Source organism: Janthinobacterium sp. BJB301 (genome assembly GCF_002735685.1).
Classification (GTDB): Bacteria; Pseudomonadota; Gammaproteobacteria; order Burkholderiales; family Burkholderiaceae_D; genus Janthinobacterium; species Janthinobacterium lividum.
In genome coordinates this window covers 1,367,590-1,391,512 of record NZ_PDZJ01000001.1, presented here as the reverse complement: position 1 = coordinate 1,391,512, position 23,923 = coordinate 1,367,590, and the positions used below count along the sequence as shown (strand labels likewise).

Genomic DNA, 23,923 nt, shown 5'->3' with positions numbered 1-23,923 from the left:
CGCCCTAAACCAATACGCCGCGCCGCAAACAGCCTAATTACCCCACAAACTTCCGCGCATTCCTGAACATGCGCATCCAAGGCGAATCTTCACCCCATGCTTCAGGGTGGTAGGACTGCTGCACGCTGCGGAACACGCGCTCCGCGTGCGGCATCAGCACGGTGAAGCGGCCGTCTGGCGTGGTGACGGAGGTGATGCCTTCCGGCGAGCCGTTCGGGTTGTACGGATACGCTTCGGTGGCGGCGCCCTTGTTGTCCACAAAGCGCATGGCTTTGGTGACCTGGGTGATGTCGCCTGTTTGCGAGAAGTCGGCGTAGCCTTCGCCGTGGGCGATGGCGATGCCGGCTTGGGTGCCGGCCATGCCGTTGAAGAAGATCGATGGGGAATCCATCACTTCGACCATGGCAAAGCGGCCTTCGAATTTCTCCGACTTGTTGCGCGTGAATTTAGGCCAGGCGTGGGCGCCGGGGATGATGGATTTCAGGTTGCTCATCATCTGGCAGCCGTTGCAGATACCCAAACCAAAACTGTCCGTGCGGTTGAAGAAGCGCGCGAACTGTTCCGCCAGGCTGGCGTTGAACAGGATGGTTTTCGCCCAGCCTTCGCCCGCGCCCAGCACGTCGCCGTACGAGAAGCCGCCCACGGCGATGACGCCCTGGAAGTCGTCCAGCTTGACGCGGCCCGCGATCAGGTCGCTCATGTGCACGTCGACCGCCGTGAAGCCTGCCTGATGCATCACGTAGGCCGTCTCGATGTGCGAGTTGACGCCCTGCTCGCGCAGGATGGCAACACGCGGACGCACGCCCGTGGCGATGAATGGCGCGGCGATGTTGTCGTTCTGGTCGAAGGTGACGATAGGCGACATGCCCGGATCTTGGACATCCAGCAGGCGGTCGTATTCGGCGTCCGCGCAGGCCGGATTGTCGCGCAGGCGGGCGATGCGCCAGCTCGTTTCGCTCCACAGGCGGTGCAGTTCGGCGCGCGGCTGGGTGTAGATCAGCTTGGCGTCGCGCGTGAATTCGATGACGTCGCGGTCGTTTAATTTGCCGATGATATGGCTGCAGGCGCCCAGGTTGAAGGTGCGCAGCACGTCCATGACGAGCGACTTTTCTTCCGCGCGCACCTGGATCACGGCACCCAGCTCTTCGCTGAACAGGGCGCGCAGGGTCAGTTCGTTGCGGCGTTCCGCCACCTGGCCGGTCCAGTTCTTGGCGTCGCCCCAGTCGCTCGAGTGCTCGCCTTCCATGGTCAGCATGTCCAGGTTGACGGACATGCCCGTGTGGCCGGCGAAGGCCATTTCCGTCAGGGTGGCGTACAGGCCGCCGTCCGAACGGTCATGGTAGGCCAGCAGCTTGTCGTCGCTGTTGAGCTTTTGAATGGCCGCGAAGAAGCCTTTCAAGTCTTCCGCGCTGTCCACGTCCGGCGTTTCATTGCCCAGCTGGCCCATGACTTGCGCCAGCGCCGAGGCGCCCAGGCGGTTCTTGCCGCGGCCCAGGTCGATCAGGATCAGGGACGTGTCGCCCTTGTCCGTTTTCAGCTGCGGCGTGAGCGACTTGCGCACGTCCGTCACTGGTGCAAACGAGGAGACGATCAGCGACACCGGCGACGTGACGGATTTCGCCGCGCCCGTGCTCTCGTCTTTCCAGGTGGTGCGCATCGACAGCGAATCCTTGCCGACGGGGATGCTGATGCCCAGCGCCGGGCACAGGTCCATGCCGACAGCCTTGACCGTGTCGTACAGGGCCGCGTCCTGGCCAGGCTGGCCGCAGGCGGCCATCCAGTTGGCGGACAATTTGATGTCGGAGATGTCGCCAATGGCTGCGGCGGCGATGTTGGTGACGGCTTCGCCCACGGCCATGCGGCCGGAAGCGGCTGCGTCGATGACGGCCAGCGGCGTGCGTTCACCCATGGCCATCGCTTCGCCCAGGTAGCCTTCAAAGCTCATGGTGGTGACGGCGCAATCGGCCACCGGCACTTGCCATGGTCCCACCATCTGGTCGCGCACGGTCATGCCGCCCACGCTGCGGTCGCCGATGGTGATCAGGAAGGATTTGTCGGCCACGGTCGGCAGCAGCAGCACTTTTTGCGCTACATCAACCAGGTCCATGCCGGTGAGATCAATCGCCGGGAAATCGTTGGCCACGTGCACCACGTCGCGCTGCATCTTCGGCGGCTTGCCCAGCAAGACATCCATCGGCATGTCGACCGGCTCGTTGCCCAGTTCCGGGTCGATCAGCTTCAATTGACGCTCTTCGGTGGCCACGCCCACGGCGGCGAACAGGCAGCGTTCGCGTTCGCACATGGCCTTGAACAGCGGCAGGCTTTCCGGCGCGATGGCCAGGACGTAGCGTTCCTGCGATTCATTGCTCCAGATTTCCTTCGGCGCCATGCCCGATTCTTCCAGCGGCACCTTGCGCAGGTCGAAAATCGCGCCGCGCTTGGCATCGTTGGTGATTTCCGGGAACGCGTTCGACAAGCCGCCCGCACCCACGTCGTGGATGGAGATGATCGGATTGTCCGCGCCCATTTGCCAGCAGGCGTTGATGACTTCCTGGGCCCGACGTTCCATTTCCGGATTGCCGCGCTGAACGGAATCGAAGTCCAGGTCGGCCGTGTTGCTGCCAGTGGTCATCGACGAAGCGGCGCTGCCGCCCATGCCGATGCGCATGCCAGGGCCACCCAGCTGCACCAGCAGGCTGCCGACGGGGATGTCGTTCTTGTGCGTGTGCTGCGCCGAGATATTGCCGATGCCGCCAGCGATCATGATCGGCTTGTGGTAGCCGAAGACGGCGTCTTTGTCCGTGCCGACGTTCTGTTCATACGTGCGGAAGTAGCCGCCCAGGACCGGACGGCCGAATTCGTTCGAGAATGCGGCGCCGCCCAATGGGCCTTCGATCATGATCTGCAGCGGCGACGCGATGCGCTCCGGTTTGCCGTATTGGTCCGCATCCGTGCGCGAGGCCAATGGCGCCGTCACGGAAGCGGCCGTTTCCCAGCTGCGCACGGCGTCCGGCAACGACAGATTCGATACGGTGAAACCCGTCAAACCGGCCTTCGGCTTGGCGCCGCGGCCCGTCGCGCCTTCGTCGCGGATCTCGCCGCCCGCGCCCGTGGAAGCGCCCGGGAAGGGAGAGATGGCCGTCGGGTGGTTATGCGTTTCCACCTTCATCAGGGTGTGCGTGAGTTCCGTGGATGCCGCATATTCGTGGCTGGCGCCGCGCGGGTAGAAGCGCGACACGGTCGCGCCTTCCATGATGGACGAGTTGTCGCTGTAGGCGACGACGGTGCCCTTCGGCTGCAGTTCATGCGTGTTCTTGATCATGCCGAACAGGGATTTCGGCTGCGCCACGCCGTCGATGGTCCAGTCGGCGTTGAAGATCTTGTGGCGGCAATGCTCGCTGTTCGCCTGCGCGAACATCATCAGTTCCACGTCCGTCGGGTTGCGGCCGGCCTTGGTGAAGGCGGCGTCCAGGTAGTCGATTTCGTCTTCCGACATCGCCAGGCCCAGTTCCGTGTTCGCCGTTTCCAGTGCGCGCTTGCCCTGCCCCAGCAAGTCGATCGATTCCAGTGGACGCGCTTCCAGGGTGCGGAACAGGTCCTTGGCGTCGTCCGCGCTGCGCAGCACGGATTCCGTCATGCGGTCATGCAGCAGGTCGGCCACGGCTTGCACTTGCTCGTCCGTCAATTTGCCGGCGCCAATGGCGCTGCCCAGGATGCCCGATTTCAGGTTGATGCGGAAAGCGATGCCGCGTTCGACGCGTTTGATGTGCGCCATGCCGCAGTTGTGCGCGATGTCGGTGGCCTTCGAAGCCCAAGGCGAAATCGTACCGAAACGGGGGATGACGAAGAATTCTTCGGCAGCGCCTTCCGTATTGTCAGCGTGGGCCGGCTCGCCGTACGTCAGCAAGGCGCCAAGGCGCGTGCTGTCGTCATTGGTGAGAGGCGCGCTGGCATCGATGAAATGGACATAGCGTGCTTGTACGGCAACAATCGCAGGCGAGACGGCTTGCAGTTGGCTTAACAGACGGTGGCTACGGAAATGGGACAGGGCATTGGAACCCGGCAGTATCAACATGATTGGAAGGTGGTTGATGCAGCGTGGCTGCGGGTTAAAGGTAGGTATGACAATATCTTTCGTACGGCAAATTTCCTTTGCGCGCATTATACCCGTTTTACCCCTGCCTTATGACCGGAACTTGGGCCTTTGCCACCCTTTTGCCCTGCACAGCGGCCATTTTTGACATGGCAACAACACCCTCGGCCTGACATCAGGCGATCACATAGCGGTTCTTGCCTTGCCGCTTGGCCAGGTACAGCGCCTCGTCGGCCAGCCGGTAGCTGTGGCCCAGGTCCTTGCCCCGGTCCAGTTCGGCCACGCCCACGCTGATCGACACGAACTGTGCGGCATGAAACGCCTGGCTGACGGCAGCGACCAGGGCGCCGGCAAAGGCGCGCACGGCGTCGCGGTCGCCCGCGTAGACGACGCCGAATTCCTCGCCACCCAGGCGCCCGCACAGATGGCCCTGCGCCTTGTCGGCGATGATGGCGGCCGTGCGCACGAGCACCTCGTCACCTGCATCGTGGCCCTGCTGGTCGTTGATGATCTTGAAATCGTCGATATCGATCATCAGGAAATGCAGCATGCCGCCTTGCGGCGCGCCATGCATCTGCTGGGCCCGCTGCGTGAACATGCGGCGGTTGTTCAGGCCTGTCAGGCTGTCCTGGAAGGCCAGCCGCGTCAATTCCAGCTTGGAGTGGTAGTTACGCAAGCGCAACAAGCTGAAACTGACATTCAGCGCCAGCCCGAACAGGATGCTGACGGCGATCATCAACGGCGCCCAGGACTGGTCGGGCAAGCCAGCGTTGACGGGATACAGGCCGTGGCCCACGTTCCACCACACGCCGGCCACCACGGCCAGGTAGCTGAGGCCGCCATTGAAGATGGAGGCGATGGCCAGGGTCATGAAGACGCCCACGGGCAAGACCCAGAAGCTGGCGTGATGGACGGCGTCGGCCATGGTGCGCAAACCAAAAGTCAGGGTCAGCACGGCGCAGGCGCCCGTAATCGTCAGCACGGGCAAGGTGGTGCAGCGGTAGCGCACGATCAGGCTCGTCAACATGCCCAGCAGCGCCAGCACGGCGTGCGAGAAGTTCGGATGATAAGGCTCCGGCATCATCAGCCAGGTCAGGCTATAGGCAATGATACCCAGCAGCTGCGTGACCATGCCGACCCGGTGCAGCTCCGCAAAATAGGTGTGCTGCTGTTCGCTGTTGCCGCCAAATGCGAGGGGAACAGCAATGCGCCGCAGGGAAGATAAGTCAGGAACACGCATACGGGTATCGACACCAGAAAGAAGAAAAGCGCCCGGTACAGCCTTGCGCATGCCTGGCCGCAAGATTGCGCGGCATTCAACACTAGTTGTAATTAGGATACTATCATGCTAGTCAACTATTTGCTCGGATATGCGTCGCCCGCACCCGTGCGCAGGGCCGCCGCGCCATGAAATACAACGCCGCGCGCCACCGGACGCGCCCTGCGCCCTGCCCCGCGCCCGATTGCATGCATTTTGCTGGCAGTGTCGCCCGGCTTTGCAGTATGCTGATAAAAAGTAATACTGCCAGACAGATACATATATAAGAAGAGTTCCCGCAAATGACCGAACAGATGAACGAGAGCTGAACCATGCCAGAAACTAGCGACTTATCTGTCCTGATCGTCGACCCGAACCCCAGCATGCGGGGCAATCTGCACAATATGCTGAACCAGGCGGCCATCACCAAGGTGGAATATGCCGTCAATTCCGGCACGGCCATCCGCTTGCTGACGAAGAAACCGTTCGACATCATCCTGTGCGAATACGATCTTGGTAGCGGCACGGACGGCCAGGATGGCCAGCAATTGCTGGAAGACTTGCGCCACCACAAGCTGATCGGGCTGTGGACGATCTTCATCATGCTGACCTCGGAAGCCATCCACAGCAAGGTGATCAGCGCGGCCGAGCTGACACCGTCCGACTACATCTTGAAACCGTTCACCGTCGACGTGCTGAGCGGGCGCATCGCGCGCGCCATCGAGCGGCGCGCCATGTTCCTGCCCACGTATCAGCTGATCGACAAGGGCGACCTGCGCGAAGCCGTGAAAAGCTGCCGCGCGGCCGAGCTGCAGCACCCGCGCCTGGCAGCCGATTTCGCCCGCCTGCGCGCCGAACTGCACATCGCGCTCGATGAATGGAAGGAAGCGGAACAGCTGTACGGCGACATGCTGGCCACGCGGCCCATGGCCTGGGCCCACCTGGGACTGGCGCGCACCCTGTTCGAGCAGCAGCGCCACGAGGAGGCGCAGGATGCGCTGCTGGAACTGGTGGAAGTCTATCCCCGCTTCATGGCCGCCTACGACTTGCTGGCGCAAAACCATGAAGCCATGGGCCAGCAGCTGCAGGCGAAGAAAATCCTCGAGGACGCGGTGGCCATTTCGCCGCACATGGTGCGTCGCTTGCGCCACCTGGGCGGCATCGCCTATGACACGGGAGACATCGGCGCGGCCGAACGGGCATATAAACAGGTGGTGACGAAAGCGAAGTACTCCGAATTCCGCGACCCGGAAGACCATGTCAACCTGGTCAAGACGCTGGTCAAGAAAGGTGATGCGCCGCAGGCGAGCGGCGTGCTGCGCGATATGGAACGCTCGCTGCGTGGCGGCGCCAACGTGGAAGCGTGCCGCGCCATCTCGGCGGCCATGCTGCATGAATTGTCGGGCAACGACATCGCCGCCGCCAGCGAACTGCAGCTGGCCGCCGCCGCCCTGGACACGGCGCGGGGCCTGTCGACACAGCTGAAGGTGGGCCTCGTGCAAAGCTGCCTGAAAAACAATCTGGAACAGGCGGCGTCCGACGTCATGATGAAACTCGTCAACGAAGCCGACAGCGACGTGACGATGGAAGCGGCCGTCGATGTCTTTGAAAAGGCGGGCCGCCACGACCTGGCGCAAGGCATGGGCCAGCAGATCAGCAACCAGGTGCAGGAATTGATGCAGGATGCGGCCAGCAAATCGGAAAGCGGAGAGCTCAAGGGCGCCGTCTTCGTGCTGCGCCAGGCCCTGCGCAAGACGCCGGGCAACTTGCCAGTGCTGTTCGCTTCCGTGGACGCCATCCTGCGCCAGCTCAACATGCTGGGCTGGGAAGCCCCGCTGGCCGAACAGGCGCAGCACCAGATGCAGGTGATCAGCAAGATCGATCCCAAGCATCCGAAACTGGAGTCGCTGAAGCAGCAGTATGCAGCGACCCAGCATAAGTACGGTATTGCCACCTGATGCTGTCGCAACCCTGTGACTGCCGCGGTCGGATCCTGTGGCGAGGGCCAGGGGCCGACGATTTCTCCAGGCGACGGGAATCCATGCTGCATGCGTAAGGCGTTAATCTGACGTCCAGTTGACGTTAGGCACCCAGGAGGCAACATGACAGTCAAGCGTATGGACAATGTCGGCATCGTGGTAGAAGACATCGATGCCGCCATCGAGTTCTTCACCGAACTGGGACTCGTTCTCGAAGGGCGCGCCCCCGTTGAAGGAGACTGGGCGGATGGCGTCACCGGACTGCACGGCATGCGCGTCGAGATTGCCATGATGCGTACGCCGGACGGCCACAGCCGTCTCGAGTTATCGCGCTTCCTCGCGCCGCCCTTGGCCGCCGATCACCGCAACGCCCCAGTGAACGCTCTCGGTTACCTGCGTGTCATGTTTACCGTCGAGGATATCGACGATACGCTCGTCCGGCTCGTCAAACGCGGCGCGAAGCTGGCCGGCGAAGTCGTCCAGTACGAAAACATGTATCGGCTCTGCTACATCCGTGGCCCTGAAGGCATCCTCATCGGGCTTGCCGAACAGCTCCCGCAGAAGACGTCCTGAGGAATGGCTGCCGCATCACTGGATATCGGCCGATTATTCTTTGCCATCATGGGAGGGTCATGTCCAAACCGACCATCCGCACAATGACGAAGGTGACAAGTCCCAGACCCATGAGCAACAGCACGAAGCCTGCGACCACCTTGCCGCTCGCGCGCAGCACCGCGCGATTCTGCTTCGCCTTATCCTTATCCTTCTTCCCTTGATCGTAATGCCACTTGATGGCGAAGAACATGCCCGTGCCGAGCACGAGAGCCTTGAACGTAACGAAGACTATAGGGGTCCAATCCATCATTTTGCGTATTTCCAGTCTATTACTTGACACTATCTATCGTGAGGAGCGCTACCTCAAAACACTGCTTCAGCAGCGTCTGCTCAAGGTTGGTGTTGCTGCACGCTTTGATGCATACTACTTTAAAACAATTTCCATACATTGAGACAAAATGTCCCAGTTGCAAACAATGCAAGATGAAAACCGGATGGCTCGGGATAGTCTGGCGGAACGGTACAGCGGCGCGGCGGACGGCCTGCATGTCTGGCGCGGGTTGCCGGCATATTGGAACTCCTCGCGGCTTGCGCGCGCCGGCGAAGTCCATCGCAACCGGCAGCGTATCCGTGCATGCGATTCGCGAGATCACGCCAGCCGGATTGCAACCCTTCCGGGCCTAATCCGGGCTACGCTCCACCCGCGCCACCACCAGCTCGATCAGCTCCGCGATCAAGGGCCGGAACGTGGCCGCATCGCCGCCCTGCCCCAGCATGACGGTACGCGTGGTGAGGTGCGAGAAGACGGCATCGAACAGGATTTGCGGCAAATTGGAAAACGAGGTGTCGGGCGCGATGCGGCCCCGGGTGCGCTGTTGTTCCAGCAGGCGCAGGATCAGCGCGTGCCACACTTGCGGGCCGTGTTCGTACCAGGTGAGGCCCACGGCCGGCACGGCGGCCGCGCCCGTGACGACGAGACGGTAGAAATCCACGTGGCGGGGACTGGTGACGACGGCCACCAGTTCATCGAGGATCAGCTGCAAGCCCTGTTCCAGGCCCGCTTGCGAGGTATCGAGACGGCGCAAGTCGATGATGAAATCGGCGCACAGGTATTCCACCACCGCCACCAGCAGCTCCTGCTTGCTGCCGAAGTAGCGGTAGGCGGTGGCCTTCGAGCCGCCCGCCTCGGCCACGATGGCGTCCATGCTGACGCCGTCATAGCCTGAGGCGAGGAAGAGGTGCGCTGCCGCCACCAGCAGCTTGCGCCGCCGCTCCTCGCTTCGGGTAGTCGGGGAAGCTGGAACGGTGCGCAACTGGGGCATGAAGCAAACTCTTACTGTGTCTTGGGAAGCGCGTATGCTATCACGTAATCCCCCCGGTCCGGGCTCTGGCGGGCGCCGCCCGCGACCACCACGACATACTGGCGGCCCGACCTGGGCGACACATACGTCATCGGCGTGCCTTGCGAGCCGACGGGCATGCGCGCCTTCCACACTTCGCGGCCGGTGGCGATATCCATGGCGCGCAAATAATAATCCTGCGTACCCGCATAAAACACCAGGCCGGACGCCGTGCTCATGCCGCCGCCCAGGGTCGGCATGCCCAGCGGGACAGGCAACCGGGCGCGCACGCCGTTGATGACGGCATCCTGCACCGTGCCGGCCGGACGCTCCCATACCTTCGTGCGGGTCTTGAGGTCGATGGCGGCAAACACGCCCCACGGCGGACTTTGGCAGGGAATGCCCAGCGGAGAGTTAAACGCCTTGTGGTCGATGACGAACGGCGTGCCATCCATCGGATAGGTGCTGCCCACGCCGTGGCCCGAGGTCAGCTTGGCCACATCCACCGTTTCGCGCGGCACCAGCTTGACCACTTGCGGCATGCGGATATCGTTGACGAACATATAGCCATTGCTTTCATCAACGGCCGCGCCACCCCAGTTGAAGCCGCCGTAGTAGCCCGGGTAGATCAGGGTTTCTTTCGTGCTTGGCGCCGTGAACTCACCCTGGTAATTAAGCTTGCGGAAGCTGATGCGGCACGCCAGCTGGTCGAAGAAGGTGGCGCCCCACATGTCGCGCTCCGTCAGCGTTTCCGCACCCAGGGCCGGCATGCCGGTGGAGTATGGCTGCGTTCTGGATACCCAGTCGCCGGCCGCGTGCTCCTGCGGCACGGCTTTTTCGATGACTTCGGCGATCGGTTTGCCCGTGCGGCGGTCCAGCATGAATATCTGGCCGCGCTTGGTCAGCTGCACCAGCGCCGGGATCTTGCCGCCCTTGCCGTCCGGGACGTCGTACAGGGCCGGCTGCGCGGCCACGTCGTAGTCCCAGATATCGTGGTGGACGGTTTGATACGTCCAGCGCTCGCGGCCCGTGGCCATGTCGAGGGCGACGATGGCCGACGCGTATTTTTCCGTCAGCGGCGGGCGCTTGCCGCCCCAGAAGTCGGGCTGCTCGTTCCCCGTCGGCAGATAGACCAGGCCCAGCGCATCGTCGAACGCGGGCGTGGACCACATGTTTGGTGTGCTGCGGGTGTAGGTCTGCCCTTCCGGCGGCAGTTTGGTGATGGCCGGATTGCCCAGGTCCCAGGCCCACACCAGTTCCCCCGTGTCGGCGCTGTAGGCGCGCACGACGCCCGACGGTTCATCCGTGGAACGGCCATCGAAGACCCAGCCGCCAAGGATGATCAGGTTGCGCGCCACAGTGGGCGCGGACGTGTAGGCGTAGTACGGCACGTTCATCTTGACCTTGCCCAGGCCGACGGTAAGATCGACGGAGCCCTTGTCGCCGAAGCCCTCGCACTGCTTGCCCGTCTGCGCGTCGATCTCGATCAGGCGCGCATCCATGGTCACTTGCACGATGCGCCTGGCGCACGCGCCCGCCACCGGCGCGCTGGCCGCCTGCATGCCGTCAAAACGGAACGGTTTTGTCACTGTGGCCGGCTCGTAGTAGCCGACGCCGCGGCAGCGGTTCCACGTCTTCGTGTTGACTGGCTTCGGATCGAAGGTCCAGCGTTCCTTGCCCGTGTCCGCGTCCAGCGCGATGACCTTGCTGGTCGGCGTGCACGTATAGATGGTGTCGCCGATCTGCAGCGGCGTATTCTGCGATTCGGACGCGCCTTCGGCCAGTTCGCCCGAGCGGTAGGTCCACGCCACCTGCAACTGATCGACGTTAGCCTTGTCGATCTGCGTGTACGGCGCGAAGCGCGTGCCCTGCGGTCCATAGCCATAATGCGCCCAGTTGGCGCTGCCGTCATTGATGGCCTTCACGGCATCCTGCTGCGGCTGCGCGGTGGCTTCCAGCACGCCGTGCGGCTTGAACATGGCAGCGAAACCGGCCACCAGCACGACGGCAAACAGGGCCGCGAAGCCGCGCGACTGCCCATTGTGCTTGCGGCCCGCCAGCCACGGATGCAGCAAGGCGGCCACCAGGCCGATGACGAGGAACGGCGCCAGGCGCGGCACCATGGGCCAGAAGGCGAAGCCGATTTCCCATACGGCCCAGACCAGGGTGGCGACGACCAGCACGGCGACGATGCTGCTGGCCAGCGGCTTGCGGCGCAAATACAGTACGCCGGCGAGGAGCAGGCCCAGACCGGCCGGCAGGTAATACCAGGAACCGCCGAGGGTAATCAATTCGATGCCACCGGCCGCCAGGGCCAGGCCGGAAAACCCGAGAAAAATACCAAAAACCGTCAGGGCAAGCCGCTTGCCCCTGAAGACCACCGGGATCGCCGGCGCTCCCTTATTTGCTGAAGTGTCCATTTTTTATCCATGACGCCTCCCCCGCCCAGGCCAACGCGCCGGGGATGGCTGATTTTTTAAATCTACGTAGTGAAACTGTACTGTACGGTTTCATTTTATGCCGATTTTTGACGCAAGGAAAGAAAAATTGACAGGGGAGCTTGATTTTTGGCGGGAATGGGATGGTGGAGATGGCGATGCGACGCCGGCATACCGGTTTTGACTTTCAAGCAAACGCCGTTGGAACGCTCGAAAAATGCCTAGGGCTAGGCGCCGCGTCGAAGACAGTACGAATGTACGGCGAGACGCGGCAACAACGCCCTGGGCTTTTTCTCGAGCGTTACAGAGATGCCATGTCGATCACGAAGCGATACCGTACATCGCTTTTGACGACGCGCTCGAACGCCTCATTGATATCCTGGATGCGGATAATCTCGATGTCCGACACAATATTGTGCTTGCCGCAGAAATCCAGCATTTCCTGGGTTTCCTTGATCGAGCCGATCATGGAACCGGACAGGCTGCGGCGCGCGCCCACCAGGCCGAAGGCGCTGATCGGCGGCACGGCGCCGTCCGGGATGCCGACGATGACCATGCTGCCATCGACCTTCAGCAGGTTGATGTACTGGTTCCAGTCGATGGACGCGCCCACCGTGCAGATGATGAGGTCGAAGGTGCCGGCCAGTTTGCTGAACGTTTCCGCATCGTTGGTGGCGTAGTAATGATTGGCGCCCAGGCGCAGGCCGTCTTCGCGCTTCGACAGGGTCTGGCTCAGCACCGTCACTTCGGCACCCATGGCGTGGGCGATCTTGACGCCCATGTGGCCCAGACCACCCATGCCGAGGATGGCGACCTGCTTTCCAGGGCCGGCCTTCCAGTGGTTCAGCGGCGAATACAGGGTGATGCCGGCGCACAGCAGCGGTGCGGCCGCGTCCAGCGGCAGGTTGTCGGGAATCGACAGCACATAGCCTTCCTTGACGACGATGCTGTCCGAGTAGCCGCCCTGCGTGGCCGTCTTGCCGTCCGCTTCCAGGCCGTTGTAGGTCTGGATGAGGCCGGGCATATACTGCTCCAGGTCCACGTTGCGCGTCTTGCAAGTGGTGCAGGAATCGACGAAGCAGCCCACGCCCACATGGTCGCCCACCTTGAACTTGCTGACGTTGGCGCCAACGGCCGTGACGACGCCGGCGATTTCATGGCCGGGCACCATCGGGAAGGCGGCGCCGCCCCATTCGTCGCGCGCCTGGTGGATGTCGGAATGGCACACGCCACAATATTTGATCGAGATGGCCACGTCGTCTTCGCGCGGGGCGCGGCGCTCGAACGTGAACGGTTGCAGTGCGGAAGTCGGGCCCAGTGCGGCGTAGCCTTTGGCGATGGTGGTCATGAAAACTCCAGTATCTATATGTGTGTGACGAGGGGGTGACGCGTGCCGTGCATGCGATTGCACAAGTGTGCCCGAGATGCCCGGCCGCCGTTATCGCGATCCTGCAAGACCTTTGCACGATCCTCCAAATCTGCGTAAGATCAGCCCCTGCCCTTACCTACCTGACGCATACTGGCCCACATGTCCACCCTGTCCACACCACTCCCGCCGCAAGATGAAATCGCCGCCCTGATCAGCCGCCACGCGCCGCGCACGGGCGACTACACGACGGCCATCGGCAACCTCACCTTCCACCGCCAGTCGTCCGTCACGGAATCGCTGTTCCATGCGGCGCGCCCCAGCGTGGCCATCATCGCGCAAGGGGCGAAGGACGTCACCCTGGGCAGCGAAACCTTCCACTACAGCCGCATGCAGTATCTGCTGACCTCCGTCGACCTGCCGGTGCAGGTGCGCGTGGTGGAGGCGAGCGTCGACAAGCCGCATCTGTGCGTGGTGCTGGGGATCGACATCGCCGACGTGGCCGCGCTGCTCGACAGCGAAAGCAGCAGCGAAAACGCGGCGCAGCAAAAAATCCTGCCCGCCACGCGCGGCATTTCCGTCAGCGACGTGTCGGCTGAACTGCTCGACGCCATGCTGCGCCTCGTGCGCCTGCTCGACAAGCCGGGAGAAATCGCCACGCTGGCGCCCTTGATCCGCCGCGAGCTGACCTACCGCCTGCTCAATGGTCCAGTCGGCGCGCGCCTGCGCCACATGGCGCTGGCCAGCAGCCAGTCGCACCAGGTGGGGCAAGCCATCGACTGGATCAAGCACAATTATTGCGAACCGCTGCGCATCGAGCACCTGGCCGGCATGGCGAACATGAGCATGTCGTCGCTGCACCACCACTTCAAGGCGATCACGGCCATGACGCCGATGCAGTACCAGAAGCTGCTGCGCCTGCAGGAAGCGAGGCGCTTGATGCTGGTCGAGCAGATCGACGCGGGCACGGCCGGCTACCGCGTCGGCTACGCCAGCGAATCGCAGTTCAGCCGCGAATACAGCCGCCAGTTCGGCCGCGCGCCCATGCGCGACGTGGGCCAGGTGCGCGCGCAGCTCAGCGGTGCCAGTGCTGACATGGCCTATTCCGTCTTGCCGTAACCGCCGCCGCCCGGCGTCTCGATGACGAACACGTCGCCCGCCAGCATGCCGGTCTTGCCGATATGCGCCAGGTGCTCCACCGTGCCGTCCGCCCGCTCCACGTAATTGCGTCCCAGCGCGCCCGCCTCGCCGCCGTCCATGCCGAACGGCGGAATAATCCGGTTGTTCGACAGGATCGCCGCCGTCATCGGCTCCAGGAAGCGCACCCGGCGCACGCCTCCATTGCCGCCGTGCCAGCGCCCCGCCCCGCCCGACCTAGCGCGGATGCTGTAGCTGTCCAGGCGCACGGGGAAGCGCCACTCGAGGATTTCCGGGTCCGTCAGGCGCGAATTGGTCATGTTCGTCTGCACCACGTCCGTGCCGTCAAAACCGGGGCCGGCGCCCGAGCCGCCCGATATCGTCTCGTAATACTGGTATTTGGCGCTGCCGAACGTGAAATTGTTCATCGTCCCCTGCGAGGCCGCCATCGCCCCCAGCGCGCCATACAGGGCGTTCGTGATGCAGGTCGAGGTTTCCACGTTGCCCGAGACGACGGAGGCCGGATACTGCGGGTTGAGCATGGAGCCGGGCGGGATGATCACGGTCAAAGGTTTCAGGCAGCCCGCGTTCAAGGGAATCTCGTCGTCGACCAGGGTACGGAACACGTACAGCACGGCCGCCATGCAGACGGCGGACGGCGCATTGAAATTGTTCGGCAGCTGGCTTGAGGTCCCCGTAAAGTCGATGACGGCGCTGCGCCGCGCTGCGTCGACCTTGATCGCCACCTGGATGCGCGCGCCGTTATCGAGGTCCAGCGCGTAGCTGCCATCCTTCAGGGTCGTGATGACCCTGCGCACGGCTTCCTCGGCATTGTCCTGCACGTGGCCCATGTAGGCTTGCACGACGGCGTGGCCGAAATGCGCGACCATCTTGTGCAGTTCCTCGGCCCCCTTCTGATTGGCCGCCACCTGGGCGCGCAGGTCGGCCAGGTTTTGCCGGGGATTGCGGGCCGGCCAGCTGGCGCCCGCCAGCAGGGTCAGTGTTTCCGCCTCGCGCAACAAACCCGTGGCGCCGTCGACCAGCTTGAAATTGTCGATCAACACGCCCTCTTCCTCGATGCGCGTGGAGTCGGGCGGCATCGAACCGGGCGTGGTGCCGCCGATATCGGCATGGTGGCCGCGCGAGCCCACGTAGAACAGGATGGATTCTCCCTTTTCATCGAAGACGGGCGAAATCACCGTCACGTCGGGCAGATGCGTGCCGCCGTGGTACGGGTCGTTCAGCATGAAGACGTCGCCCGGCCGCATGGTTCCCGCATTGCGCGTCATGACGGTGCGGATGCTCTCGCCCATGGACCCCAGATGCACGGGCATGTGCGGCGCATTGGCAATCAAGTGGCCTTGCGCGTCGAAGATGGCGCAGCTGAAATCGAGCCGCTCCTTGATGTTGACGGAATGGGCCGTATTCTGCAGGCGCAGGCCCATCTGCTCGGCAATCGACATGAACAGGTTGTTGAAGATTTCCAGCATCACGGGGTCCGCATTGGTCCCGATGGCGCGCCGCTCCGGCAAGGCCACCACCCTGCGCAAAATCAAATGGCCATGCGCCGTGACGTCCGCGCGCCAGCCCGGTTCGATGACGGTGGTGGCATTGGCGTCGCTGACGATGGCCGGGCCATCGATGGCATCGCCGGGACGCAGGCTGTCCGCCGCATACAGGCCGCTGTCGCGCCACGCTCCGGCGCAGTACATGTCCACCGTCTGCGCGGGCGCCAGCGCGCCCGCGCGCGCCGCATGGACCGGCGCGGCCGGCTGCGGCGCATCGGATGCACCGATGGCTTCCACGGAGATCGCCTCGACGATCAGCGCGCGCGCCGGCATCAGAAAGGAAAAGCGTTTTTTGTAGGCCGCTTCGAACTGCGCCTGCATGCCGGCGGCCGTATCGAACAGCACGGCGAGGGCCGAATCCGTGCCTTCATAGCGCAGGTGCACGCGCCGCACCAGCGCGATGCGCTCGCCTGCCACGCCCTGGCGCAGCAAGTCGCCCCGCGCCAGTTCGCCCAGTTGCGCGAAAGCGCCAGCGAGATCCACGCCCAATACCGCCTCGATGGCCTGTTCGCGCATGGCGCTCTGGTCGGCCAGGCCCATGCCGTAGGCCGACATCACGCCCGCCAGGCTGTGTATGAACACCGTGCGCATGCCCAGCGCGTCGGCCACCAGGCAGGCGTGCTGGCCGCCCGCGCCGCCAAAGCTGGTCAAGGTGTACTCGGTGACGTCGTGGCCGCGCTGCACGGAAATCTGCTTGATGGCGTTGGCCATGTTCCCGACTGCGATGGCGATATAGCCTTCGGCCACCTGCTCCGGGGTAGAGCTCACCGTGCGCGCCAGCGCCTCGAACTGGGCCCGCACGGTAGCCACGTCCAGCGCTTCGTTCGCGTCGGGGCCGAAAACGCGGGGGAAGAACGCGGGCTGCAGCTTGCCCAGCATGACGTTGCAGTCGGTGACGGCCAGCGGGCCGCCGCGCCGGTAGCTGGCGGGCCCCGGGTTGGCACCCGCACTGTCCGGCCCCACCTTGTAGCGGGCGCCGTCGAAATGCAGGATGGAGCCGCCGCCCGCGGCCACCGTATGGATGCTCATCATGGGCGCGCGCATGCGCACGCCGGCGATCTGCGTCTCGAACACGCGTTCGAACTCGCCCGCGTAATGCGACACGTCGGTGGACGTGCCGCCCATGTCGAAGCCGATGACTCTATCGAAACCGGCCAGCGCGCTGGCGCGCACCATGCCGACGATGCCGCCCGCGGGACCGGACAGAATGCTGTCCTTGCCCTGGAAGGCGCGCGCATCCGTCAAGCCGCCGTTCGACTGCATGAATTGCAGGTGCACGCCGGGCAGCTCCATCGCCAGTTGGTCGACGTAGCGGCGCAGGATGGGCGACAGATAGGCATCGACCACCGTGGTGTCGCCGCGCGCCACCAGTTTCATCATGGGGCTGACCTCGTGCGACACGGACACCTGCGTAAAACCGGCCTCGCGCGCCAGCTGCGCCACCCGCGCCTCGTGCGCGTGATAGCGGTAGCCGTGCATCAGCACGATCGCAATGGCGCGCACGCCGCGCGCATAGGCCTGGTCCAGCGCGGCCTGCGCGGCCGCCTCGTCGAGCGGCGTCACGACGTCGCCATGGGCGCCCATCCTTTCATCGATCTCGATCACGTCGCCGTACAGCAGTTCGGGCAGGATGATCTGGCGGGCGAACAGCTGCGGGCGGTTCTGGTAGGCGATGCGCAGGGCGTCGCGAAAACCGCGCGTGATGGCCAGCACGGTGGGCTCGCCCTTGCGTTCGAGCAGCGCATTGGTGGCGACCGTCGTGCCCATCTTGATGGCGCCCACCTGTTCCACGGGCAGCGGCGCGCCAGGCGCAAGGCCCATCAGCTGGCGTATGCCGGCCAGCGCCGCGTCGCGGTACTGGCCCGGGTTTTCCGACAGCAGCTTGAAGGTGGCCAGGCTGCCGTCAGGACGGCGCGCCACGATGTCCGTAAAGGTGCCGCCCCGGTCGATCCAGAATTGCCAGTCCATCGCCTTGCCCCCGTGCTTATGTGAGATGGCTATTGTAGCCGCCAAACAGGGACGCGATTCAGGCGTGCGCGCCTTGCCTTTCGACCGCTTCGGCCTTATGTTGAAGGCATGCTGACTAACGGAACACGCTCCATGCCCCTGATCGACTCTGCAACACCGCTGTACTCCATCGCCGAACTGCGCGCCATCGAACAAGCGGCCATGCAAGACCTGCCGCAAGGGCTGCTGATGCAGCGCGCGGGCCAGGCTGCCGCCAGTACCGCCCTGAAGCTGCTGCACGCCCGGGAAGATGGCGACGGCGCGGGCCACCGGCGCGTACTGGTGCTGGCCGGCCCCGGCGACAACGGCGGCGACGCGCTGGAAGCGGCCGCGCACCTGGCCGGCAGCGGCACCGAGGTGCTCGTCTGGCTGGCGCCCGAGGCACAAGCCACGTCGCCCGAGCGCGAACAGGCGCTGAGCCGCGCGCGCAACAGCGCCGCCCGCTTCATGGAAGCGGCAACTTCGATGGCGTCTTCGGCAGTGGGCGCGGCGCCCTGGCACCTCGTCATCGATGGCCTGTTCGGCATCGGCGCGTCGCGTCCCCTTGACGGCGAATGCCGCGACATGGCGCAGCTGGTCAACAATCTCGATTGCCCCGTGCTGGCGCTCGACGTGCCCAGCGGCCTGCATGCGGACACGGGCGCCATCGACGGCGTCGCCATCCGCGCGACGCAGACGCTCACCTTCATTGGCGACAAGCCGGGCCTGCACACGGCGAATGGCCGCGACCATGCGGGGGAAGTGGAAGTGGCGGCCCTGGCCATAGCCCCTGCCCTGCTGCCCGCGGCGAAGGCGCAGCTGGGCGGCCTGCACCTGTTCGCCCGCCAGCTGCAGCCACGGCGCCAGAATACGCACAAGGGCAGCTACGGCAGCGTGGCCGTCATCGGCGGCGCGCAAGGCATGGCCGGCGCGCCCATCCTGGCCGCCCGCACGGCCCTGCATGCGGGCGCGGGACGCGTATATATCGCGTTTCCCGACGCACCGCCCGCCTTCGACAGCGGCCAGCCGGAGCTGATGTGCCGGCATGCCAGGGACGTGGATTTCTCGGGCCTGCACTTCGCGGCCCTGGTGGCCGGCCCCGGCCTTGGCGACAAGGCCGATACGGTAGAACTGCTGCAGCGCGCCATTGACAGCGACAGCCCCCTGCTGCTGGACGCGGACGCGCTGAACCTGATGGCGGCCGAACCGGAGCTGCAATCGGCGCTGGCCGTGCGCACGGGCGCGGGTGCGACGATATTGACGCCGCATCCGCTGGAAGCGGCACGCCTGCTCGACATGACGGTGGCCGAAGTGCAGGCCGACCGCCTGGGCGCGGCGCGCCAGCTGGCCACGCAGCTGGGCGCGATCGTGGTATTAAAAGGTTCGGGCACGGTGATCGCCGCGCCCGACGGCCAGGTCGTCGTCAACAACACGGGCGGCCCCGCGCTGGCGACGGCCGGCACGGGCGACGTGTTGTCCGGCCTGTGCGGCAGCCTGCTGGCGCAAGGCTGGCCGGAATGGGAGGCGGCGCTTGGCGCCGTCTGGCTGCATGGCGCGGCGGCCGATGCGCTGGTGGCGGCAGGCAGCGGCCCCATCGGGCTGACGGCGGGGGAACTGATCCCGGCGATACGCAAGTTGATCAATGCCTTGTCGGCATAAGCGTATGGCGTGGGAGTGTTGGATTACGCTGCGCTAATCCAAGCTACGGCTGCGATGATGGCAAGCAAGTAGGTCGGATTAGCGCGCCAGCGCGTAATCCGACAATCACCGGCACCAATCACACCAGCCGGCCCGCCGAGATGGTAATGGTGCGCCCGCAGCGGGCCGCAATCGAGCTGTCATGCGTGACGAGCACCAGGGTCGAGCCGCGTTCGCGGTTCAGTTCGAACATCAGCTGGATCACGGCCTCGCCGGTGGCCGCATCGAGGCTGCCCGTCGGTTCGTCGGCGAACAGCAGCGGCGGTTCCGTCACGAACGCCCGGGCCAGGGCCACGCGCTGCTGCTCCCCGCCGGACAGGTATTTCGGATAGTGCTTCAGGCGGCTGCCCAGGTTGACTCTGCCCAGCATGGCTTGCGCCTTTTCCTTCGCGTCCGGGTCGCCGCGCAATTCCAGCGGCAGCATGACGTTTTCCAGCGCCGTCAGGTGGGCCAGCAGCTGGAAGGACTGGAACACGAAACCGAGCTTTTCCTTGCGAAAACCGGCGCGGCCGTCTTCGTCGAGGGCGAAGATATCCGTGCCATCGAGGATGACCTTGCCCTCGCTCGGCGTGTCCAGACCCGCCAGCAAGCCCAGCAAAGTCGACTTGCCGGAACCGGAGGCGCCGACGATGGCCAGCGTCTCCGCCGTTTGCACGGTAAAATCGACTTGATGCAGGATGGTCAGCTCACCATCGGCATCGGGTACGCGCTTGGCCAGCTGGACCACTTCGATGGCCGGCTGGGCATTTTGGCTGTGGGGTGCGGCGGGCCGCTGGGCCGCTGCTTCTGACGGGAGAAAACTGGTGGAAGTCGCTTTAGGGAATTCGGGCATGCTGATCTATCTTAAAAAATTTCGTGAACAAACAAGTGTCAAGGGCAGCAGCCGCATGCGGCGGCGCACGCTGTCCCTGCTTCCTGCGGCAGCCCTGCTGCTGGTATCGAGCATGACGAACGCCTATTCTGCACCAAAAACGCTGCTGGTGCTCGGCGACAGCCTCTCGGCCGAGTATGGGCTGGCACGGGGCACGGGCTGGGTGGCGCTGCTGGAACAGCGGCTGCAGGCGCAAAAGAACGATACGCGCATCGTCAATGCCAGCATCAGCGGCGAGACCACCAGCGGCGGCCGCGCGCGCCTGCCCGCCCTGCTGTCCAAGCACCAGCCCGATGTCGTGCTGATCGAACTGGGCGCCAACGACGGCTTGCGCGGCTTGCCCGTGGCGGCGGCCGAAGCGAATCTGCGCGCCATGGGTGAGGCGGCCAAGAAATCGGGCGCGCAGGTGGTGCTGGTGGGCATGCGCATGCCGCCCAACTATGGCCGCGCCTACGGCGAACAGTTTTACGGCGTGTACGGCAAGCTGGCCAGGGAATGGAAGGCGCCGCTGGTGCCCTTCATGTTCGAAGGCATCGCCGACCAGCCGCAGCTGTTCCAGGCCGACCGCATGCACCCGAATGCGCTAGCCCATCCAACCATCCTGAAAAACATCTGGCCACAGCTGGCGCCGTTGCTGAAAGCCAAGTAAGTCCGTCGATTCCGCAGACAAAAAAATAGCCGCTCGAAAGCGGCTATTTTTATGCGTGGAAACTAAATCTTACGGTGCTTCCGGCGCTGGGGTGGCTGGGGCGGTGACCGGCTTGACGATCTTCACCTTGGCCTTGGCTTTCAGGTATTCGACATAATCGAACATTTCCTGTTGCGCCAGGATGCCGCTGATCTGGTCCTTCTCTTGCTGGCGGCGCGCCGCGTCCACTTGCTCCGGCTGCTGCACCTTGGCAATGCGGTAGATGCCGTAGCCCAGGGCTGGCAGGTCCACGCCCACATAGGCTGGCAGCTTGCTCGTGTCCGCTTTCATGACTTGCGCGATGGCGGCGCGGTTGATGCCGTCCAGCTTGCTACGCGATACCCATTGCGCCGCGCCGAAACCCGTCGCATCGCCGGAAGCCTTCAAGGCGGCCAGCTTGGTCTCGCCCGCTTTCTTGGCCAGCTTTTCCGCTTCTTCCAGGGTCACGCGCTGACGGATCATCGCTTCGACTTCGGCCAGCGGACGCTTGGTTGCCGGCTTGAATTCCACCACGCGGCCGGCGATCAGCACGTTCGGCGCAACGGTCACGGCTTCCGTGTTGCGCTTGTCTTTCAGCGAATCGTTCGAGAAGATGGCCGACAGGAACTTGGCATTGTTGAACGGCGCCTTGCCCAGTGCTGGCGACGGCGTGCGCGACAGGTTGGCGACGGTTTCCACTTTCAGTTTCAGCTTGTCGGCCACCGGCTTCAGGCTGTCCGATTGCTCGTAGACTGTGTTGGTGAACGTTTCCGCCATTTCCGAGTATTTCTTGGCGGCAAATTGCTTGCGCAGGTCCGCCGTGATTTCGCCGCGCACTTCATCCAGCGCACGCACGTGCTGTGGCTTGAGCGAGGTGACGGTCAGGATGTGGAAGCCGAAATCGGAAGCGACGACGTCGCTGATCTCGCCTTGCTTGAGTTTCGCGACAGCGCTCAGCAGCGGTGCCGGCAAGCCATCCTTGCCAATCACGCCCAGGTCGCCGCCCTGCTCTGCGGACGCCGGATCTTCCGACTTGGCTTTCGCCACGGCGGCAAAGCTGGCAGGCGTCTTGCGCACGTCGGCCAGGATAGCTTCGGCCTTGGCCTTGGCGGCTGCCTTGTCGGCGGCCGAGGCGTCTTTCTTGACGGCTACGAGGATGTGGCTGGCCTGGCGCGCTTCTTCCGTCGTGTAGGCTTTCTGGTTCTTCGCGTAGTAGCCGGTCACGTCGGCGTCGCTGACGTCGACTTGCTCGCCTGCAGCGCTGTCGTCCAGCACGACGTATTCGACCTTGGCTTGTTCCGGGATTTCGAAGAACTTGCTGTTCTTGTCATAGAAAGCCTTGATCATGGCGTCCGTCACTTTGACTTCCGGCACGTACTGGGCGATCGGCAGCAGCAGTTCCTGCACTTCGCGCTCTTCCGAAGTGATGTCGGACAAACGCTTGGAGACGGTGCTCGGCGCGAAGGCGGTGCCTTGCACGGCGCCGGCCAGTTGCTGCAGGGCCAGGTCGCTGCGGCGGCGCGCATCGTACATCTGCGGCGTCATGCCTTGGGCTGCCAGCATGGCCTTGTAGCGTTCCAGGTCGAATTTACCGTCCGGCAAGGTCAAGCCCGGGATTTCCAGCACTTCCTTTTGCAGCACGGCATCGCTGATGACCAGGTGGCTACGGCCCACTTCGGCGGCCACGGCGCGCTCGGCGATCAGGTTGTCGAGGATGCTCTGGCGTGCTTCCGGCGTGTCAAACATTTTCTGGTCGAACTGCTCGCCCATCATCTGGCGGTAGCGGTCGATCTGCTGGCGTTGCGCTTCTTCATATTGCTGCTGCGTAACGACCTGGTCGCCGACCTTGGCGATGGTGTTCGCGCCATCGCCGAAGCTTTGGTAGCCGCTGATACCGACCAGTGCAAAAGACGGGACGATGACCAGCATCAAGAGAAACTGCATCAAGCGTCGATGGGTACGAATAAATTCAAACATGGTCAGCCAATTCGGGATGAGTGGATCACTATAAAAAAAGGCGAACATGCGTTCGCCTTGATTTCTTCGGCGGAATGGACGGGACAGATGTCCACTTCCCCTTTAGATTCAACAACTTGGCGCTGGAACTAAAGCAGGATTCTGACGCCCAAGCCATTATCTCCTGATTCTACAATGCCCATAGCGCTATAGCAAGAGTAAATCAGGGCGCGCGCCCTGCCCTGGCGGCGCATGGCCGGCCAGGCGGCAGCCTGGACATTAAACCTGGCAAAGCTTAAAGCGGATTTAAATGCGCGCGCGGGCCATTCGGAAAAAGCATGGCGGCAGAATTAAAACGAGGGAGGCAAAGATAATCGGGCGCATAAAAGAAAAACCCGCGCTACTTATTCAGCAGCGCGGGCTTCTATATTCTGGCGGAGCGGACGGGACTCGAACCCGCGACCCCCGACGTGACAGGCCGGTATTCTAACCAACTGAACTACCACTCCTTAAGAGCGTATTTTTTTGGCGGAGCGGACGGGACTCGAACCCGCGACCTCCGACGTGACAGGCCGGCATTCTAACCAACTGAACTACCACTCCGAAAAATACACAGTACTACTTGCATTTGTATCCAGGGTTGCGATTCAAAGAACTTCAACCCTGAAATCGCGGCACCCGAAGGCGCCGCCAAATGTTTCCGGTGATTGTCACCTCACCGAAGTCCGTTAGTTTACCGCATCCTTCAAAGCTTTACCAGCTTTAAATTTTGGAACTTTTGCAGCTTCGATCGTGATCGCTTCTTTGGTACGCGGATTGCGGCCGGTACGCTCAGCGCGTTCGCTGACCGAGAAAGTGCCAAAACCAACCAGCGTCACGCTGTCGTTGTTTTTCAAAGTTTCCGTCACGCCGCCGATAACAGCGTCGAGTGCGCGCGCAGCGGCGGCTTTGGAAATGTCAGCTTTTTCAGCAATGTGGTCGATCAATTCAGTCTTGTTCACTAGCATCCCC

15 protein-coding genes and 2 tRNA genes are annotated in these 23,923 nt (G+C 63.6%); 5 read left to right on the top strand and 12 right to left on the bottom strand.

Features of this window, described 5'->3' with window-relative positions; translation table 11 throughout:
- Positions 1 to 37: 37 nt before the first annotated feature.
- Entirely contained in the window at positions 38 to 4,075 is a 4,038-nt protein-coding gene (gene purL / locus CSQ91_RS05975; protein WP_099387664.1) for a phosphoribosylformylglycinamidine synthase, read from the bottom strand.
- A 193-nt stretch (positions 4,076 to 4,268) separates the two neighbouring features.
- On the bottom strand, positions 4,269 to 5,333 hold the full coding sequence (locus CSQ91_RS05970) for a GGDEF domain-containing protein (RefSeq protein ID WP_180278357.1): 1,065 nt from the start codon (positions 5,331 to 5,333) through the stop codon (positions 4,269 to 4,271).
- A gap of 350 nt (positions 5,334 to 5,683) precedes the next feature.
- On the opposite strand from CSQ91_RS05970, the gene CSQ91_RS05965 reads away from it, so the two are divergent.
- The gene (locus tag CSQ91_RS05965) at positions 5,684 to 7,309 is read left to right on the top strand and encodes a tetratricopeptide repeat-containing response regulator (protein WP_070259783.1); all 1,626 of its coding nucleotides are present in this window, start codon (positions 5,684 to 5,686) and stop codon (positions 7,307 to 7,309) included.
- Between the two features lie 144 nt (positions 7,310 to 7,453).
- A complete protein-coding gene (locus CSQ91_RS05960; protein ID WP_099387662.1) occupies positions 7,454 to 7,903 on the top strand; it encodes a VOC family protein in 450 nt (149 codons plus the stop codon).
- 46 nt (positions 7,904 to 7,949) lie between these two features.
- Here the strand turns inward: CSQ91_RS05960 and CSQ91_RS05955 are convergent, their stop codons facing one another.
- The 4 genes from CSQ91_RS05955 to CSQ91_RS05935 all read right to left on the bottom strand — a co-directional run bounded on the left by CSQ91_RS05955 (position 7,950) and on the right by CSQ91_RS05935 (position 13,011).
- Complete coding sequence (locus tag CSQ91_RS05955) at positions 7,950 to 8,195, bottom strand: hypothetical protein (protein ID WP_034787325.1); 246 nt, start codon at positions 8,193 to 8,195, stop codon at positions 7,950 to 7,952.
- A 370-nt stretch (positions 8,196 to 8,565) separates the two neighbouring features.
- Positions 8,566 to 9,207 carry a TetR/AcrR family transcriptional regulator gene (locus tag CSQ91_RS05945; RefSeq protein WP_080753695.1) on the bottom strand — a complete coding sequence of 214 codons (642 nt, stop codon included), beginning with the start codon at positions 9,205 to 9,207 and terminating at the stop codon, positions 8,566 to 8,568.
- An 11-nt stretch (positions 9,208 to 9,218) separates the two neighbouring features.
- Positions 9,219 to 11,645, bottom strand: a complete 2,427-nt coding sequence (locus tag CSQ91_RS05940; protein ID WP_099387661.1) for a membrane-bound PQQ-dependent dehydrogenase, glucose/quinate/shikimate family — start codon at positions 11,643 to 11,645, stop codon at positions 9,219 to 9,221.
- A 319-nt stretch (positions 11,646 to 11,964) separates the two neighbouring features.
- Positions 11,965 to 13,011, bottom strand: a complete 1,047-nt coding sequence (locus CSQ91_RS05935; RefSeq protein WP_034787320.1) for an NAD(P)-dependent alcohol dehydrogenase — start codon at positions 13,009 to 13,011, stop codon at positions 11,965 to 11,967.
- Between the two features lie 180 nt (positions 13,012 to 13,191).
- Between CSQ91_RS05935 and CSQ91_RS05930 the strand changes: the two genes are divergently transcribed.
- Entirely contained in the window at positions 13,192 to 14,148 is a 957-nt protein-coding gene (locus CSQ91_RS05930) for an AraC family transcriptional regulator (RefSeq protein WP_139178923.1), read from the top strand.
- Here CSQ91_RS05930 and CSQ91_RS05925 read toward each other — a convergent pair.
- Complete coding sequence (locus tag CSQ91_RS05925) at positions 14,130 to 17,702, bottom strand: hydantoinase B/oxoprolinase family protein (protein ID WP_099387660.1); 3,573 nt, start codon at positions 17,700 to 17,702, stop codon at positions 14,130 to 14,132. The genes CSQ91_RS05930 and CSQ91_RS05925 overlap by 19 nt on opposite strands.
- Positions 17,703 to 17,834: 132 nt before the next feature.
- Between CSQ91_RS05925 and CSQ91_RS05920 the strand changes: the two genes are divergently transcribed.
- Positions 17,835 to 19,379, top strand: a complete 1,545-nt coding sequence (locus CSQ91_RS05920; RefSeq protein WP_099387659.1) for an NAD(P)H-hydrate dehydratase — start codon at positions 17,835 to 17,837, stop codon at positions 19,377 to 19,379.
- A gap of 118 nt (positions 19,380 to 19,497) precedes the next feature.
- On the opposite strand, the gene CSQ91_RS05915 is transcribed toward CSQ91_RS05920, so the two are convergent.
- Positions 19,498 to 20,250, bottom strand: a complete 753-nt coding sequence (locus CSQ91_RS05915; RefSeq protein WP_052140565.1) for an ABC transporter ATP-binding protein — start codon at positions 20,248 to 20,250, stop codon at positions 19,498 to 19,500.
- On the opposite strand from CSQ91_RS05915, the gene CSQ91_RS05910 reads away from it, so the two are divergent.
- Complete coding sequence (locus CSQ91_RS05910; RefSeq protein ID WP_099387658.1) at positions 20,249 to 20,938, top strand: arylesterase; 690 nt, start codon at positions 20,249 to 20,251, stop codon at positions 20,936 to 20,938. The two genes, CSQ91_RS05915 and CSQ91_RS05910, sit on opposite strands and share 2 nt — an antisense overlap.
- A 69-nt stretch (positions 20,939 to 21,007) precedes the next feature.
- Here the strand turns inward: CSQ91_RS05910 and CSQ91_RS05905 are convergent, their stop codons facing one another.
- From CSQ91_RS05905 to CSQ91_RS05890, 4 genes are all read right to left on the bottom strand, one after another.
- Entirely contained in the window at positions 21,008 to 22,933 is a 1,926-nt protein-coding gene (locus tag CSQ91_RS05905) for a SurA N-terminal domain-containing protein (RefSeq protein WP_180278356.1), read from the bottom strand.
- 411 nt (positions 22,934 to 23,344) lie between these two features.
- A tRNA-Asp gene (locus CSQ91_RS05900) sits at positions 23,345 to 23,421 on the bottom strand.
- Positions 23,422 to 23,438: 17 nt separating this feature from the next.
- Positions 23,439 to 23,515: transfer RNA gene (locus tag CSQ91_RS05895), tRNA-Asp, on the bottom strand.
- A 125-nt stretch (positions 23,516 to 23,640) separates the two neighbouring features.
- Positions 23,641 to 23,913 (bottom strand): HU family DNA-binding protein, encoded by a 273-nt coding sequence (locus tag CSQ91_RS05890; protein WP_010398442.1) that lies wholly within the window; start codon positions 23,911 to 23,913, stop codon positions 23,641 to 23,643.
- Between the last annotated feature and the right edge of the window lie 10 nt (positions 23,914 to 23,923).